This window comes from Brevibacterium sp. RIT 803 (genome assembly GCF_016892625.1).
In the GTDB taxonomy this organism is placed as follows: domain Bacteria; phylum Actinomycetota; class Actinomycetes; order Actinomycetales; family Brevibacteriaceae; genus Brevibacterium.
This window is the reverse complement of sequence record NZ_JAFEMW010000005.1, coordinates 475,078-490,267: the sequence shown is the minus strand read 5'-3', so window position 1 is coordinate 490,267 and position 15,190 is coordinate 475,078. Positions and strand designations below refer to the sequence as shown.

Below are 15,190 nucleotides of genomic sequence, written 5' to 3'. Positions count from 1 at the left end.
CGCACACGGCCACCCATAGCAAGAGCGCAGGAGGAGACAAGATGAAGCCCCTCGAGGACATCCGCATCATCGCCGTCGAACAGTACGGCGCAGGTCCCTGGGGATCGATGCAGCTCGCCGACCTCGGCGCAGATGTGATCAAGATCGAAGATCCGACCACCGGCGGCGACATCGGACGCTATGTGCCTCCCTACCGCGAGGAAACGGACTCACTGTTCTACGAATCATTCAATCGCAACAAACGCAGCATCGCCCTGAGCCTGAATGACGACGAGGACCGAAAGGTATTCGACCGCCTCATCGCCGACGCGGACATCGTGTACTCGAATCTGCGCGGTGACGTCCCCGCCAAACTCGGCATCAGCTACGAGTCGCTCAGACACATCAACGAGCAGATTGTGTGCTGCAACATCTCGGGATACGGCGGCGAGGGGCAGGCGGCGAAACGGCCAGGGTACGACTACATGCTCCAGTCGGCCGCCGGATGGATGGACATCACTGGTGAGCCCGACGGACCGCCGACGAAATCGGGACTGTCGCTCGTCGACTTCAGCGGAGGGCTGGTCGCCGCGATCTCCATGCTCGCTGCGGTCCACGCGGCTCGACGTGACGGCGTCGGCACCGACTGTGACCTCAGTCTCTTCGACACCGCGATCTCTATGCTCACCTATGTCGGCAACTGGCATCTCAATGAAGGCTTCGAACCAACCCGGACCCCGAAATCCTCCCACCCATCCCTCGTCCCGTTCCAGGCATTCGAAGCCAGCGACGGCTGGCTTACCGTCGGCTGCGCCAAGGAGAAGTTCTACGTCCGCCTCGCCGAGGTGACAGGTGACCCGCGATTGACCGCTGAGAAGTTCTCCGACTTCGACAGGCGCATCGAGAACAAGACCGAACTGCTGGCGATTCTCGACGAGATCTTCGCCCAAGGCACTGCTGACGACTGGGTCGGACGGCTCGAAGCGGCAGGCGTACCGGTCGCCAAAGTCAAGAGCGTGTCGGAAGCACTCGCCGACCCTCTCGTGGAAGAGCGCGGTCTCATCTTCGACACCACTCACAGCCGATGGGGAACGATACGCAACATCGCCACGGCTCCCCGGGTCGGAGCACGAATGCAGACCAACCGCGCAGCACCCCAGATCGACGAACACCGCGCCGAGCTCCTGGCCGAGCTCGACATTCCGACGACAAGCAAAGGAGCATGAGCTCATGTTCGAACTCAGCGAAGAGCAGAACGACTTCAAAGCATCACTGCGCAGCTTCGTGGACAAAGAGATCGTCCCGGTCGCACGGCAGATGGAAGCCGACGGCGAGTACCCAGGGGACATCATCGACAAGCTCAAGGAGATGGGACTTTTCGGACTGACGATCCCTGAAGAATATGACGGGCTGGACATCGATCCGATCTCGTTCGGGATCGTCTTCGAGGAGCTGGCCCGAGGGTGGATGGGCATCGCCGGAGTCCTCGGCAGCCACACGATGGCGTCAAAGATGATCACCGAGCACGGGACACACGAACAGAAAGCCACGTACCTCGCCGAACTGGCACGAGGTGAGCGAAGGACGGGCCTGGCACTGACCGAACCGGATGCCGGAACGGATCTGCAGGGCATCAAGACCACCGCCAAGAAGGTCGGCGACAGGTATGTCATCAACGGGGCGAAGATGTGGATCACAAATGCGCGTCACGCCGATCCGCTGCCCGTTCTCGTCAAGACCGACTCCACAACCACTCCCGCACACAAGGGGATGAGCATCCTGCTCGTCGAGGCTGGCACTCCCGGATTCGAGGTCACCAAGGACATCCAGAAACTCGGCTACAAGGGTCCCGAGAGCTGTGAGATCGTCTTCGACCACTGCGAGGTCGGGGAGAAAGCACTGCTGGGCGGTGTCGAAGGACGTGGGATGCAGCAGGTCCTTTCGGCACTGCAGTGGGGACGAATCAACATCGCCGGACGATCCGTCGGTATCGCACAGCGGGCGCTCGAAGAATCGGTCTCCTATGCCCAGGAACGAGAATCGTTCGGGCGGCCGATATCAGAATTCCAGGCCATTCAGCTCCGCGTCGGTCGCATGGCGACACGGGTACAGGCGGCTCGCCAACTGATGTACTGGTCGGCTCAGACCCTGCTTCAGGGCCGCGCCGACGGTGAGACGGGAATGGCCAAGGTCTTTTGTTCCGAAGTCGCGCTGGAATCAGCGATCGAAGCCATGTCCATCCATGGCGGGTACGGCTATTCGAAGGAATACGAGATCGAACGGCTTTACCGCGACGCACCGCTCATGAGCATCGGCGAGGGCACCAACGACGTCCTCAACACCGTGATCGCCAAATCCATCTTCGCCGGTCGCACCAAGATCTGAACTCAGGAGAACTCATGACAAGCATTTCCGAAACCATCGCCGCCGCGATCTCCTCGATCAGTCTCGACGACGTCCCCGAGACCGTGCAGCTGCGCGCCCGACATCTCATGCTCGACTCTGTGGGGGTCGGCATCGCCGCGAGCACCAGTGCTTTCGCCGAGGTTGCCCTTGAGGGACTGTCGACGCTCGGTTCTGGCGATGTGCCCGTCATCGGCAGTGCCTCGACGCTGTCGAAATCCGGTGCAGCGATCGCCAATGGTCTGATGATCCACGGCCACGACTTCGACGACACACACATCGCCGCGGTCTCCCATGTGAGCGCATCGTCGCTGGCTGCGGTCATCAGTGCCGGCGCCGGGAACGAGTCGATCAGCTTCGGCGACCTCCTCCTCGGGTACATCCTCGCCATTGAGGTCAATGCTCGGCTGGGCATGGCCGTCGACGGACGCTTCCACGACAAAGGATTCCACCCGACGGGAGTCCTCGGAGCCTTCGGCTCAGCCATCGGCGTCGGCAAGCTCCACGACCTCAACGCCAGGCAGCTCGTCGCTGCCCAGGGCATCGCGGGATCGTTCTCCTCTGGAGTTCTGCAGTTCCTCGATGAGGGGACACCGACCAAGCGGCTTCACCCCGGTTGGGCAGCGAACTCGGGTCTGCACGCGGCAGCATTGGCTGCGTCCGGATTCGACGGGCCCACCGAGATCTACGAAGGTCGTTTCGGTCTCTACCGAACACACATCCAAGACGCCGAGGCACCGGATACCGAACTCTTCGACAACCTCGGCGAAGTGTGGGAGGTCGATAATGTCGCAGTCAAGCCGTTCCCGACCTGCCATTTCACCCATTCCTTCATCGACATCGCGCTGCGTTTGCGAGAAGACCCGTCGTTCGACTACGACAAGATCGAGACGATCACGGCGAAGATCCACGAGGTACCGGGCAAGGTCGTCTGCGAGCCAGTCGAGGACAAGCTGCGGCCCCGGGGAGAATATGATGCGAAGTTCAGCCTGCCTTACCTCACCACCGCGGCCCTGAAACACGGGAAGATCACCTTCTCGGAGCTCGAGGAGTCGGCACGGTCGGATGATCAGGTGCTCGCGGCGGCGGCGCTGGTGACTGTCGAACACGATCCGGCCAGCCTGTATCCGAAGGCGTTCTCCGGCGACCTTGCCATCACGCTCAAGGACGGCACGGTCCTGCATGAGTCCGAACAGATCAACCGCGGACATGAGTCCCGACCACTGACCAACTCCGAGGTGGTCGCGAAGTTCTCAGATTGTGCCGATCCGATCCTCGGAGCACAGCGTGCGGAGTCCATTCGCAGCACGATCACCGACGCGCCTCTCGAGCGCACGGCGAGCGAGATCATCGGCGAATTCAGTGGCTGATCCTCACCGCGACCATGACGACACTGTGGGTGGGGCCACTCGCGCGATGTCAGCTGTGGGCCCTGGTTGGCTCTTCGTCCCGGCCGACCGACCAGAGCGATTCGCCAAGGCCATCGCAGCTGCGGACATGACAGTCATCGACCTCGAGGATGCGGTTCGACACGACGACAAGGCCCGGGCCCGAGAGGTGCTGCGTTCCGCAGAGCTCGACCCGGTGGATGTCTGCATCCGCGTCAACGGCTTCGGCACCGACCACATCGACGAGGACCTCAAAATGGTCCGCGATCTCGGAATCACGAGGGTCATGGTGCCGATGGCTGAAGCGGGCCAGCCCTTCGCCTCATTGACAGGGTTCCACGTGATCGCCCTCATCGAGACCGCCAAGGGTGTTCTCGAAGCCGATCAAATCGCGGCGCACACCTGTGTGGAGGGCCTGGCTCTCGGTTCAGTTGACCTGCAGCTTGACCTGGGGGCACGGGGTTCGGCGGCGCTGTTCGACAATCTGCTCGTCTTCGCCAGGATGACAGTCCTCTTCGCCGGTCGGGCACACAAGACTGCAGTGATCGATTCTGTGCATCCGACCGTTACGGACGAACCAGGTCTGCGCGAAGCGGCGGCCGCTGCGGCCGCATACGGATTCGACGGAAAGATGGGTATTCATCCCCGGCAGATCGAGACCATCCGCTCCGTGTTCGCTCCCGACGAGCGAGAACTGCGCTGGGCTCAGAATGTGACCTCCGAAGCTGGATCGCGGCAAGTGGGAGCTTTCATGCTCGACGGCGAGCTCATCGACGACGTCGTCATCCGACGGGCGGAAAGGCTGCTGAAGCTCTCTCCCTGAGTCTCATTGCCGTTCATATCAACAGCGCCTCTGTCTCGAAAACGCGAGGCACTGGCCGCAGCGATCACGATCGAAGAGGTCACCCCGGGCATGCGTGTCATCCGCTCTCAGTCCCGCGGTGAACCAACTCGGCTCGCTGTCGCTGATCCTCTCCTGCTCTGAAGAGACAAATGGATGCACAACGGAGAAAAGTCGTGGATCTCAAACGCTGGGGAGTCATCGTTCTACACGGTCATGGCGGTGACCGGTCCCCGCGGACAGAGCGGCAGAGACATCACGGCCTTTGCCGCCGAGCACGGGTATCCCGAACTCAGCCTCGGGGCGAAGGAACGCAAACTCGGCATCAAGGGCAGCCCGACAAGAGAACTCATCTTCGACGACTGCCGCATTTCCGCTGATCGGATCGTCGGGCAAAAGGGACACGGCCTAGAAGTCGCTTTGCACACTCACGGCCATGCTCGCATTACGATTGCAACACAGGCCGTCGGCGTAGCCCACGGCACGTCGGACTACGCAATCGGACTCGTCAAGGAGCGGAGCAATTTGGTCATCGAATCGCCGAGTTCCAAAGGATCCATTTCATGCTCGCAGACATAGGGATGAAAATGGGGGCCGCACGGCAGTTGATATACGTCACAGCGTCCAAGAGCCAACGGAAAGACCATGACCTCGGATTCTTCAGCGCGGCGGCGAAGACTTTTACCTCAGATGCGGCCAAAGCGATCGCCACAGATGCGGTCCAACTGCTAGGTGGTGCGGGCTACGTCATCGATCATCCCGTCGAGCGGATGATGCACAACGCCAAGATCATCCAGATCTGCGAAGGAACCAACCAGGCGCAGCGACTCGTCTTGGGTCGAAGTCTGTTGAACCGAGGAGCTGAAAAGGTGTACGAAGCACACGGAACCATCGATACAATCGTCGTCCAGACGAGAGTCGGCGGAGTCTGAGATGGTCGAATCCAAAACGGCTTATGCCGTCGTTGCAGAGAAGCTGCGCCGCCAGATCCTTGATGGAACGTTCGCTGCCGGATCCCGATTGCCCACAGACGCTGAGCTCCGAGAAACGTATGCCGTGGGTCAGAGCACGATCCGTGAGGCCCTACGAACTCTGTCGAGTGAACATCTGGTCAGGAGTGTTCGCGGAGTCAACGGGGGAACGTTCGTCACGATCCCCACCGTCGGGCACCTGGGATCCCAGCTCGAAGTCGGGGTAACCCTGCTCGCGTCATCCGAGTCGATCTCCATCGATGACCTCATGGAGATTCGTCATATCACCGAGGTTCCAGCCGTCGGATATGCGGCGTCCCGTCGAACAGACGCGGATCTGGAGAAGCTGAGGAATTCCGACCCGAGTCTGCACAGCGAGGCATCCTCGTTCACCAGCCATTCGACCTTTCATCAGCAGATCGTCGAAGCGGCTCACAATCCGCTGCTGGAGATCGTCACTATTCCCCTCTTCAACGCGCTGCAGAACATCGTCGGTGATGCCAACGCTGCCTCCAATATCGGTTCGAGCGTGAGCCACGACCATTCGAGGCTCTTCGAAGCCATCGTCGACCGAGATTCCATGGCTGCGATGAATCTGATGCGCAGGCATCTTGATTCCGTATCTGACTATTATCGGAGCCTCGAATAGCCACATGGACTCGAACTGGTTGCAGAGTTCCTATACTCAAAACTTGCACGCTTTCGATGCCCCGAGGATCCCATCCGCAGGCGGCTCCTCAAGCATCCTGCCGGACGAGAGATGCCCCCAGGTGAGATCGTCGAAGCAAACAGCGAGGAACTCACCACCAGCCAGCCAGCCAGCGGTCTTCCAACATCTCAAGCTCCTGCAGGAAGCCGTCGAACCGGGGGTAACAATCGCCCCCAAAGAGGCCCTCGACACCATAAATCACCATTGACTTATATTGATAGATGCTTATAATTCAGATATGCACGCTTTCGACATCCTCGGCGATCCCGTCCGGAGGAGAATCATCGAGCTCCTCAGGGAGGGCGAACTGAGCGCAGGCGATGTCGTCAGCGCGGTCGGAGAGGAATTCGGCATCAGCCAGCCGGCCGTGTCGCAGCATCTCAAGCTGCTCCGCGAAGCCGGGTTCGCAACTCAGCGAGCCGAAGGCACGAGACGCCTGTATTCCTTAGATCCGACGCCGCTCAAGGCCGTCGACCAATGGATGGATCCTTTCAAACGATTCTGGACACCGAAGCTCGACGCATTGTCGACCGAGATCGCGCGCGGCAAGAGGCAGAAACGACTGACCGATCCACCGACTCGATCCACCGACTCGACGACTCCACCCGCCACTCCCGAGGAGAGATCATGACCGACCAGAATGAGATCATCGCAGCACAGGCCGAGAACGTCGATCGGGACCTGTCCATCGAACTCGACAACGGCACCCAGCACACGGTCCAGTCGATCAGCCAGTCATATCCGACCACGGTCGACGACCTCTGGGACGCGTGTACGAATCCCGAGCGGCTGGAACGCTGGTTCGCACCCGTCAGCGGGGACCTCGACCTCGGCGGCCGCTACAACATCGAGGGCAACGCCTCCGGCACGGTGACCGCCTGCGAGCCACCTCGGTCCTACAGCATCACCTGGGAGTTCGGTGGAGACTCGAGTCAGGTCACCGTGAGAGTCGACGAGGATGGCGACCGCGCCCGGATGACGCTGGAGCACTCCCATTCGGCCGAGGCCGGTTCAGATTTCTGGACCCAGTTCGGCCCCGGTGCCACGGGCGTGGGTTGGGACCTAGCGTTCCTCGGCCTCGCTCTGCACCTGATGGCAGGAACGGGCAGACCCGAAGACGAAGAGGCCTTCATCCAGTCGAAGGCGGGAGAGACGTTCGTCCGCGAATCCAGCAGGCGCTGGGGTGAAGCATCGGCTAAAGAGGGAACGCCTGAGGCCGATGCCACCGCGGCGGCCGAGCGCACCACCGGCTTCTACCTCGGCCAACCTCCGGCCTGAAAACGCCGCGCAACCTCAGACGCCGGACTCGCCATAGGCGTCCATGAACATGCCGATCAGCCCGTCAACGGCCCCCTCGTCGATAGCACGGTCCGTGAGCAGCCATCGATAGTACAGCGAGCCGACGAGCACCTCGACGACGGCAGCCAGATCGGCGTCGCTCTTCAGCTGACCCTGTTGCTGGGCGAGATTGATGCGTTCCAAGGTGCTCTCCTCGACTGTCTTGAGGAACCGCGAGTGGATGGCCGCTCGCAGAGACTCATCCGACTGCGCAGCGGCGATGACAGCACGGTAGATCGGGCCCAGCGGCGCGTGCGAGAGCGCATAGCTCGAGCGCAGGAACTGCTCGCGCAGGTCAGCTCTGATCGCGCCCTGCGACCGGTAGTCCAGCTCGCTGGACCATACGTGGCTGAGAGCATCGAGGAGAAGATCAGCAATCGTGGGCCACCGCCGATAGATCGTGTGCTTGCCCACGCCCGCACGGCGAGCGATGGCCTCGACCGTCAAGCCGCGATAGCCCACCTCCTCGGCGAGAGACAGCGTGACATCCAGGAGCTCGAGCGTGCGCTCCGAACCGCGGCGGCGAGGCGTCGATGACGGGGACATAGCTTCACGGTATCACTAACGGCACGATATGTGCCGTTGACGTCTGATTCCGTGCCGACTACACTGGTCCAGCATCGGCACACATCGTGTCGTTAGGGATGCCGACAGCATGAACCCGTCGCTGTCCCTTCGCCGCCAAGCACCTCAATGATGAGAGTGAGCAATCATGAACATCGCACTGTGGATCGTCGCAGGCGCCCTGGCCGTCGGCTACATCGCCGGCGGAATCATCAAACTGACCTGGACGCACGAGAGATATGCCGCCAGACTGCACTGGCCGGAGGACTTCACCCCCGGCACCGTGAAGTTTATGGGGGTCATCGAAATCGCCGGCGGGCTCGGACTGGTCCTGCCCGGACTGCTGGGTATCGCACCCGTACTCGTACCCATCGCCGCATCGGGCATGGCACTCTACATGGCGGGGGCCGCAACCGAGCGGATCCGCAGGCTCGAATACAGGGAGCTGCTCGGGGACCTGCTGTTCCTGACCGGTCTGATCTTCGTGGCCTGGGGGCGTTTCGCTCTCATTCCGTTGGGCTGAATGGGCGAAGGGCCGAGCACCACCTCATGCCCGTCCCACGCCTCATTCAGACCGACGTGCTCCCAGCGCCAACCGCGCGATATCCCTGAGCACTGCGAACTCTTCGCTGTCCTCGAGCAGCCCTTTGAGCTCGACCGCGGCCTGACCCAGCACGGCCCGGTAGGCGCCGGCGACATTGTCCGGCTCCCGAGTCAGTGGGTAGGACACGCACAAGGCAAGGATGGCTCCGCCGACTGTGAAGGCCACACTCGCCGAGGCGGTTCCCTTCACCCGTGCCTGCTTCGTGGCGTAGAACTCCTGCGGGTTGCCCGGCCCGCACAGCGCCAGCGCGGCAGATCCGCCGTCGACGAGCGGGAGGACGGTGCCGACGCTGCGGGAGACGCGGAGTTCGTGGTCGGCTTCGACATTGCGCACGCACACCCTATCCTCCCCGACACGGACCCACAGTTGCACCGACTCACTGGTCAGGGTTCGCAGATGCTCGAGCACCGAGTTCGTTGTTGCGATGCTGCGTCTGCCCGGGAACGGCCCCAGGCGCAGCAGCCCGTTGCTGTCACGGACGATGAAGCGGTGAGTGCGCAGATCCGCCAGCAGCCGGTAGGTCGTTGACTTGGAGTAGCCCAGACGACGGCACACCTCGGCGGCGGTCATCGGCGAGTCCTGCAGTGCCGTGAGGATCGCGGCACTGCGGTCGATGACGCCGATCTCCTTGGCCGAGGCGGCCGAGACGTCGGAGCGGCCAGAGGACTCGGAGCCGCCAGTGGCTGCGGAGCTATCAGTCATGGTGTTCTCTCTCATGCCACGCTCACATCGGCCAACAGCTGGCGGCGGCGCACCCACCAGCGGAAGATGATGGGTCCGACGATACCCAGGACCATGAGCACGATGATCGACAGTGACACCGGGCGGGTCAGCAACGGCATGAACGATCCGCCCGAGATCTGGAGCATGCGCCGGAAGTTGTTCTCCAACAGCGGCACCAGGACGAGGGCCAGGATGGACGGAGCCAGTGGAATTCCGCCCTTATCCATGAGGTATCCGATGACGCCGAAGATGCCGAGCAGCATCAGTCCGAACAGGCTGAATTCGATCGCGTAGGCACCGATGGCCACGAGGACGAGGATGGAGGAGAACAGGATCTCCTTGGGCATCTTCAGCAGTTTGACGAAGACACCTACGAGCGGCAGGTTGAGGATGATCAGGGCCACGTTGCCGATGTACATGCTCGCGATGATCGTCCAGATCAGGCCCGATTCGTCGCGGAAGATCAGCGGTCCCGGCTGCAGTCCGTACATGGTGAAGACGAAGAGCAGCAAGGCCGTCGTCGCCGATCCCGGGATGCCGAGGCTGAAGAGCGGAATCATGGCTCCGCCGACTCCGGCGTTGTTCGCGGCCTCGGGTCCGGCGACGCCTTCGATGGCACCGTGGCCGAACTCGGACTTCCGCTTCGAGATCCGCTTCTCCATGATGTAGGACATGAACGAGGCCAGGGACGGGCCGACTCCGGGCAGGATGCCGATGATGAACCCGAGCACCGAGCCGCGGGCCCAGGGCATTGCCGAGCGCTGCCAGTCCTGCTTCGTCATCCATTTGTCGTCTCCGAAGCTCTGAATCACATCTTTGGCTCCGCGCCCCAATGCGAGGTTGCGGATCGCTTCGGGGATGGCGAAGAGGGCCATAGCGAAGATCGTGAAGTCGATGCCGTCTGAGAGCAGGCTCATGCCGAAGGTCTGGCGCGGCAGGCCCGTCTGGAAGTCGAGACCGACGAGGCCGACTGCCAGGCCGATGAAGATCGAGATCAGAGCCTTCGCCCGCGAGCCGGACGACATCGTCGAGGCCAGCAGGAGTGCTGTGGCCATGAGCAGGAAGTATTCGGTGGAGCCGAAGACGTTCGCCAGTCTCACGAGCACGGGAGACAGGAACGTCAGCCCGATGATCGCCAGGGTCCCGGCGAGGAAGGATCCGATTGCTGCGGTCGCAAGCGCGGCCTTGCCCCGACCTCGGCGAGCCATTTCGTAGCCTTCGATGGCGGTCACCGCACTGGCGACCTCACCAGGGGTTTTGATGAGTGTGGCGGTGATCGAGCCGCCGTACATGGACCCGTAGTAGATGCCGCAGAGCAGGATGAGTCCGTGCACCGGCTCCATCCCGAAGGACACCGGGATGAGAATGGCGATCGCAGAGATCGGGCCGATGCCCGGCAGCACGCCGACGACGGTGCCCAACAAGACGCCGAGGAGTGCGAAAGCGAGGCTCAAAGGTTCGAGTGCCGAGGCGAAGCCGCCGCCCAGATCGATGAGTGTATCCATGCCCGCCCCCTATCCCAGGATCCCGACGGGCAGGTACACGGCCAGCCCGTAGACGAATGCGACGTAGATGACGACGGCGAAGAGCACCGAGAAGATGAGGTTGCGCACCCACCGGTGCGGGGCATAGATGCTGGTCATCGTCATCAGGAAGGCCGCCGTGGAGAGCAGGAAGCCGACCGGGATGAGGATTCCGAGGTAGATGAAGAAGAGCGCGAACTGCAGCACGACCTGCTTCGACTTCGGTTCCTCGGGAGCATCAAGAACGACGCCCGCAGGCTCGACGTCCACCACATCCTCGGACGCGTCAGCGCCGCCGCTCGCCGAGGCACTGCCCGCCGAGGTGGTTCCGCTGGGGACCACCTCGGCGATTTTCTGGCTCCGGTACAGGGCCTGTCCGACGAGGAAGAGGCCGAGCACGAGGAGCGCGATGCCCACGATCGCAGGGAAGGTCGCCGGGGTGACGATGTTCTTCGTCTCCTGGATCCAGAAAGTCGCAACGTAGTAGACCGCGCCCACGAGCGTGACGGCGATGCCGGTGATGACATCACCCCTGAGCGCCGGAGTGAGCGTCCTCATTTGCTGTTGCCCAGTTCGGTCTCTTTGACGCCCTCCTCAACGGTGGCGGCTGTGTCTTTGGCATACTTCTCAGCTTCGTCGCCGGTGAGGAATTCGGGTGCCCACTGATTCTTGTCCAAGGTGTCCTTCCAGGTCTTCGTCTCGCTGACCTCTTCAAGGGTCTTGGCCCAGTAGTCGACAGCTTCCTGTGGCATTTCGGCCGGTCCGTAGACTCCGCGCCAGTTGCCAAGGGTCACGTCGTAACCGGAATCCGCAGCTGTGGGAACCGAGTCGTATGGGGCCTGCAGCGGCTCCTTTGCGAAGGTCACGAGTGGTTTGATGTCACCGGATTCCAGCACGGAGCGGAACTCGCTCAGCCCGGCGATGGCGACCTTCGCATCACCATTGAGCATGGCGGTGGTCTGCTCGCCGCCGCCTTCGTAGTTGACGAAGTTGATGTCAGCCGGGTCGACTCCGGCTTCCTTGGCGAACAGTGCGAACGGCAGCGTGTCATCGCCGGATGCGGCCACAGTGACCTTCTGCGGGTCCTTCTTCAGCGCTTTGACCAGGTCCTCGACCGATTTGATGTCACCCTTGTCCGGGGAGACGACCATGAAGTCCTCAACGTACATCGTGGCGATGAGGGTAGTGTCCTCAGGGCCGAATTCGCAGAGTCCGCGAGCCTTCATCGTCTGGCTGGCCAGCGAGGTGATCGCGATCTGGTCGTCCTTGCCCTTCTCCTGCTGCATCATCGATGTCATCCACATGCAGCCCGTACCGCCGGGCTTGTTCTGGACCGGCAGCGGGGAGGAGACGATCTCCTCCTTCTGCAGAGCTTCGACGAGGGCACGCGCGGTGGTGTCCCAACCGGAGCCGGGTTCAGATGGGACGTTGACCGTCACCGGGCCCTTCGGGTAGTCGCTGCCCTCCCCCGGCGCCTGTGCCTTGTTGCCGCAGCCTGTGGCGACGAGTGCCAGTGAGGCAAGCACTGCACCGACCTTGAGTGCGGGCTTCACCGCCCTGTTCCTCCGGCTCGCCGAGGTGGCCCGTCCTTGTCCTGTGATCGCCGTTGACCGCATTGCTTCTCCTTCGAATGCAACTGATATGTGCTGTTGTGGAATGTCTGTGCTGGTGGCAGCGAGAGTGCTGGTGAGGCCTGGGGCGAGCCCGGGCACCGGAGTGTTACTGAGACTGTGTCTTCGATTCGCCGACATCGGCGTCGACGGGTTCGGCTCTCGAATCCGACTCGAGGCCGGCCTCCCGCGCCGAGGCATCGGCTGGACCATCCCTGTAGCGGACATTGTGCTCACCGGGTTCGGGCACGTCGCTGCGCAGACCCAGCCGACGTCCACCGAAGGTCAGCGGCAGCAGGGGAACATCAACCTGGTCACCGCTGGGCAGGCCGGTGCTGGCCAGAGCACCAGATGCGACGAGGTGGGCGTCGGTGGTGAGGTCGGCCGGGGTGTTCACCGGGGCAACCGGCAGTCCGCGGCGGGTGCATTTCTCCTCGATCTGAGCGAGATCGAGCAGGGACAGGGCGGCCTGCAGTTCGCGGTGGATGCGATCGCGTTGATCGACGCGTCCCTGGTTCGTCTCGAGGTCCTGATCACCGGCCAGCTGTGTCAGGTCGAACTCGTCGCAGAGGTCATGCCATTGCCCGTCGCTGACGGCTGCGACGAAGATCTGGTCATCGTGCTTGTCGCGGAAGATGTCGTAGACGGCCCAGGTGGCTCGACGAGTGGGCATCGGACGCAGCGGCTCCCCGCTGAGCTGCGCCTGTGCCATGTGCGTGCCGACGAGGAAGGCGTTGTTCTCGAACAGGGCGGAATTGATGACCTGCCCCTCACCGGTACGTTCGCGCACGCGCAGTGCCGAGAGCACGCCGATGACCCCGAACATTCCGCCCATGATGTCGTTGACGCTGGCTCCGGCGCGCAGCGGCTGTCCGGGCGGGCCGGTCATATAGGCAAGGCCGCCGAGCATCTGCACGACCTCGTCGAGGGCGGTGCGCTGACCGTAGGGTCCGGCCAGGAACCCCTTGAGGGAACAGTAGATGAGGCGCGGATTGCGCTCGGCGAGTTCCTCGTAGCCATAGCCCATGGATTCCATCTTCCCGACCCGAAAGTTCTCGAGGAGAACATCGGCGGAATCGATGAGGGACAGAGCGACGTCACGGTCGGTCGCCTCGGCGATGTCGAGCTGGACGGACTGCTTGTTGCGATTGAAGGCGGGGAACAGCCCGGACCCCGAGCCGGGCAGATAGCGGGTCTTGTCCCCGGCACCGCGCGGTTCGACCTTGATCACCTCGGCGCCCAGATCGGCGAGGATCATCCCACAGCTGGGACCCATGACCATATGGGAGAACTCGATGACGCGGATGCCAGCCAGCGGTAGTTCCTCTGCGCCGACGATCGAGGATTCGCCCTGCTCAAGCATGGTAGGCCGCCGGAACAGCGGGGATAGCAGACAGACTCGACGTCAGCTCGTGGCCGACCGCTGCCGTCAGCGGTTCCCTGACTGCCGAGAGAGCGTCAACGTCGACTCCGGTGGCCACGCCTTCACGGTGCAGGAGGTGAACAAGGTCGTCGGTGCCGATGTTGCCGGCCGCACCCGGGGCAAAGGGACAGCCGCCCAGGCCGCCCATGGCCGCATCGAAATTCGAGATTCCCAGGTCGAGGGCCGCGATGACATTGGCCATTCCGAAGTTGTACGTGTCGTGCAGATGCAGGCTCACCGGTCTGTCCGGGAAGGCCTCCAAGACCGCCGAGGTGTTCCTGGACACCAACGATGGGTTGGCGTTTCCGATCGTGTCGGCGACCCCGATGCCGTGTGCCCCGGCTTCGACGAAGGGACGCAGAACCTCGACGAGGTGGCCGGCGTCGGTGATGCCGTCGAAGGGGCAGATGAAGCTGACCGCGGTGGTGATGTCGAAGCGCACACCGTTGTCACGGGCGAAGGTCGCGGCCTCGAGGAGACGCTGCGTGGCCTGGACGATCGGGGCATCGGAGTTCGCCTGGGAATGGCCCTCGGAGGCGGAGAGGACGAGCTTGATGTTCTTCGCTCCGGCGTCGACGGCGCGTTGGGCGCCCTTGAGGTTGAACACCAGGGTGAAGAAGTCGATGCCCTCGGCCTCATACGGCTGGAGGCGCTGCAGGACCTCGCCGGTGTCGGCCATCTGCGGGACCTTCTTCGGATTGACGAACGATCCGACCTCGATCTCCTTCAGCCCCGCGGCGATGAGCTGCTGGCCCAGAGCGACCTTGGCGTCGGTGGGCACGATGGCGTCTTCGATCTGCAGACCGTCACGCAGCGTGGTGTCGAGAATCGTGACCGATGTTGGACGAACCATGGTGAGAGCTCCTTCATTGATCTGCCTCATTCCCGGAGACCGGGACGAGAGCGGCACCACGCTCCTTTGCGTGTTGCCGTCTGCACCCAACATAGCCGTTCCCCACATCCCTGCGGTGAGCGCGGACGCGAAATGCTCGCTATATGAGAAGCGGCAAAGAAGTGAAGACAATCACTCCCATTAAATGGGACGAAGGATCTCGACAGTTCGGACGTGGGTGTTCGGTTCCGGCTTGAGGCGCCGCCCAATGCTGTTGTGTTT

Annotated in this window: 17 protein-coding genes; 10 read left to right on the top strand and 7 right to left on the bottom strand. The window is 62.5% G+C overall.

Features of this window, described 5'->3' with window-relative positions; genetic code table 11:
* Window positions 1-41: 41 nt before the first annotated feature.
* The 9 genes from JTF07_RS17825 (at window position 42) to JTF07_RS17790 (ending at window position 7,569) form a co-directional block, all read left to right on the top strand.
* A complete protein-coding gene (locus tag JTF07_RS17825) occupies window positions 42-1,205 on the top strand; it encodes a CaiB/BaiF CoA transferase family protein (protein ID WP_204235537.1) in 1,164 nt (387 codons plus the stop codon).
* A 4-nt stretch (window positions 1,206-1,209) separates the two neighbouring features.
* Window positions 1,210-2,364 (top strand): acyl-CoA dehydrogenase family protein, encoded by a 1,155-nt coding sequence (locus tag JTF07_RS17820; RefSeq protein ID WP_204235536.1) that lies wholly within the window; start codon window positions 1,210-1,212, stop codon window positions 2,362-2,364.
* A gap of 14 nt (window positions 2,365-2,378) precedes the next feature.
* Window positions 2,379-3,752: an MmgE/PrpD family protein gene (locus tag JTF07_RS17815; RefSeq protein WP_204235535.1), complete on the top strand. Its 1,374-nt coding sequence runs from the start codon at window positions 2,379-2,381 to the stop codon at window positions 3,750-3,752.
* Window positions 3,745-4,593, top strand: a complete 849-nt coding sequence (locus JTF07_RS17810; RefSeq protein WP_204235534.1) for an HpcH/HpaI aldolase/citrate lyase family protein — start codon at window positions 3,745-3,747, stop codon at window positions 4,591-4,593. The genes JTF07_RS17815 and JTF07_RS17810 overlap by 8 nt, the downstream gene beginning before the upstream one ends.
* 174 nt (window positions 4,594-4,767) lie before the next feature.
* The gene (locus tag JTF07_RS21055) at window positions 4,768-5,190 is read left to right on the top strand and encodes an acyl-CoA dehydrogenase family protein (protein WP_252199903.1); all 423 of its coding nucleotides are present in this window, start codon (window positions 4,768-4,770) and stop codon (window positions 5,188-5,190) included.
* Window positions 5,148-5,543 (top strand): acyl-CoA dehydrogenase family protein, encoded by a 396-nt coding sequence (locus JTF07_RS21050; RefSeq protein ID WP_502710970.1) that lies wholly within the window; start codon window positions 5,148-5,150, stop codon window positions 5,541-5,543. The genes JTF07_RS21055 and JTF07_RS21050 overlap by 43 nt, the downstream gene beginning before the upstream one ends.
* Window position 5,544: 1 nt before the next feature.
* Window positions 5,545-6,231: a FadR/GntR family transcriptional regulator gene (locus JTF07_RS17800; protein ID WP_204235533.1), complete on the top strand. Its 687-nt coding sequence runs from the start codon at window positions 5,545-5,547 to the stop codon at window positions 6,229-6,231.
* 298 nt (window positions 6,232-6,529) lie between these two features.
* Window positions 6,530-6,922 (top strand): ArsR/SmtB family transcription factor, encoded by a 393-nt coding sequence (locus JTF07_RS17795; RefSeq protein ID WP_204235532.1) that lies wholly within the window; start codon window positions 6,530-6,532, stop codon window positions 6,920-6,922.
* Entirely contained in the window at window positions 6,919-7,569 is a 651-nt protein-coding gene (locus JTF07_RS17790; RefSeq protein ID WP_204235531.1) for an SRPBCC family protein, read from the top strand. Before JTF07_RS17795 ends, JTF07_RS17790 begins: the two co-directional genes overlap by 4 nt.
* A 15-nt stretch (window positions 7,570-7,584) precedes the next feature.
* Here JTF07_RS17790 and JTF07_RS17785 read toward each other — a convergent pair whose 3' ends face one another.
* Window positions 7,585-8,175, bottom strand: coding sequence for a TetR/AcrR family transcriptional regulator (locus JTF07_RS17785; protein WP_204235530.1), 591 nt, complete (start codon window positions 8,173-8,175; stop codon window positions 7,585-7,587).
* Between the two features lie 166 nt (window positions 8,176-8,341).
* Here JTF07_RS17785 and JTF07_RS17780 point away from each other — a divergent pair, with 166 nt between their 5' ends.
* Window positions 8,342-8,716, top strand: coding sequence for a DoxX family protein (locus tag JTF07_RS17780; RefSeq protein WP_204235529.1), 375 nt, complete (start codon window positions 8,342-8,344; stop codon window positions 8,714-8,716).
* A 42-nt stretch (window positions 8,717-8,758) separates the two neighbouring features.
* Here the strand turns inward: JTF07_RS17780 and JTF07_RS17775 are convergent, their stop codons facing one another.
* The 6 genes from JTF07_RS17775 to JTF07_RS17750 all read right to left on the bottom strand — a co-directional run bounded on the left by JTF07_RS17775 (window position 8,759) and on the right by JTF07_RS17750 (window position 14,929).
* On the bottom strand, window positions 8,759-9,499 hold the full coding sequence (locus tag JTF07_RS17775) for a helix-turn-helix domain-containing protein (protein WP_252199902.1): 741 nt from the start codon (window positions 9,497-9,499) through the stop codon (window positions 8,759-8,761).
* Between the two features lie 11 nt (window positions 9,500-9,510).
* Window positions 9,511-11,025 (bottom strand): tripartite tricarboxylate transporter permease, encoded by a 1,515-nt coding sequence (locus JTF07_RS17770; RefSeq protein ID WP_204235527.1) that lies wholly within the window; start codon window positions 11,023-11,025, stop codon window positions 9,511-9,513.
* A gap of 9 nt (window positions 11,026-11,034) precedes the next feature.
* A complete protein-coding gene (locus JTF07_RS17765) occupies window positions 11,035-11,601 on the bottom strand; it encodes a tripartite tricarboxylate transporter TctB family protein (protein WP_204235526.1) in 567 nt (188 codons plus the stop codon).
* Window positions 11,598-12,659 (bottom strand): Bug family tripartite tricarboxylate transporter substrate binding protein, encoded by a 1,062-nt coding sequence (locus JTF07_RS17760; RefSeq protein WP_204235525.1) that lies wholly within the window; start codon window positions 12,657-12,659, stop codon window positions 11,598-11,600. The genes JTF07_RS17765 and JTF07_RS17760 overlap by 4 nt, the downstream gene beginning before the upstream one ends.
* A 103-nt stretch (window positions 12,660-12,762) precedes the next feature.
* Complete coding sequence (locus tag JTF07_RS17755) at window positions 12,763-14,016, bottom strand: CaiB/BaiF CoA transferase family protein (RefSeq protein ID WP_204235524.1); 1,254 nt, start codon at window positions 14,014-14,016, stop codon at window positions 12,763-12,765.
* A complete protein-coding gene (locus tag JTF07_RS17750) occupies window positions 14,009-14,929 on the bottom strand; it encodes a hydroxymethylglutaryl-CoA lyase (RefSeq protein ID WP_204235523.1) in 921 nt (306 codons plus the stop codon). Before JTF07_RS17750 ends, JTF07_RS17755 begins: the two co-directional genes overlap by 8 nt.
* Window positions 14,930-15,190 lie beyond the last annotated feature (261 nt).

Coding starts and splice junctions, on each gene's coding strand:
- JTF07_RS17775 (WP_252199902.1), bottom strand. CDS start 9,499: ATGACTGATAGCTCCGCAGCCACTGGCGGCTCCGAGTCCTCTGGCCGC.
- JTF07_RS17780 (WP_204235529.1), top strand. CDS start 8,342: ATGAACATCGCACTGTGGATCGTCGCAGGCGCCCTGGCCGTCGGCTAC.
- JTF07_RS17795 (WP_204235532.1), top strand. CDS start 6,530: ATGCACGCTTTCGACATCCTCGGCGATCCCGTCCGGAGGAGAATCATC.
- JTF07_RS17800 (WP_204235533.1), top strand. CDS start 5,545: ATGGTCGAATCCAAAACGGCTTATGCCGTCGTTGCAGAGAAGCTGCGC.
- JTF07_RS17815 (WP_204235535.1), top strand. CDS start 2,379: ATGACAAGCATTTCCGAAACCATCGCCGCCGCGATCTCCTCGATCAGT.
- JTF07_RS17785 (WP_204235530.1), bottom strand. CDS start 8,175: ATGTCCCCGTCATCGACGCCTCGCCGCCGCGGTTCGGAGCGCACGCTC.
- JTF07_RS17825 (WP_204235537.1), top strand. CDS start 42: ATGAAGCCCCTCGAGGACATCCGCATCATCGCCGTCGAACAGTACGGC.
- JTF07_RS17755 (WP_204235524.1), bottom strand. CDS start 14,016: ATGCTTGAGCAGGGCGAATCCTCGATCGTCGGCGCAGAGGAACTACCG.
- JTF07_RS17760 (WP_204235525.1), bottom strand. CDS start 12,659: ATGCGGTCAACGGCGATCACAGGACAAGGACGGGCCACCTCGGCGAGC.
- JTF07_RS17770 (WP_204235527.1), bottom strand. CDS start 11,025: ATGGATACACTCATCGATCTGGGCGGCGGCTTCGCCTCGGCACTCGAA.
- JTF07_RS17750 (WP_204235523.1), bottom strand. CDS start 14,929: ATGGTTCGTCCAACATCGGTCACGATTCTCGACACCACGCTGCGTGAC.
- JTF07_RS17790 (WP_204235531.1), top strand. CDS start 6,919: ATGACCGACCAGAATGAGATCATCGCAGCACAGGCCGAGAACGTCGAT.
- JTF07_RS17765 (WP_204235526.1), bottom strand. CDS start 11,601: ATGAGGACGCTCACTCCGGCGCTCAGGGGTGATGTCATCACCGGCATC.
- JTF07_RS17820 (WP_204235536.1), top strand. CDS start 1,210: ATGTTCGAACTCAGCGAAGAGCAGAACGACTTCAAAGCATCACTGCGC.
- JTF07_RS21055 (WP_252199903.1), top strand. CDS start 4,768: ATGCACAACGGAGAAAAGTCGTGGATCTCAAACGCTGGGGAGTCATCG.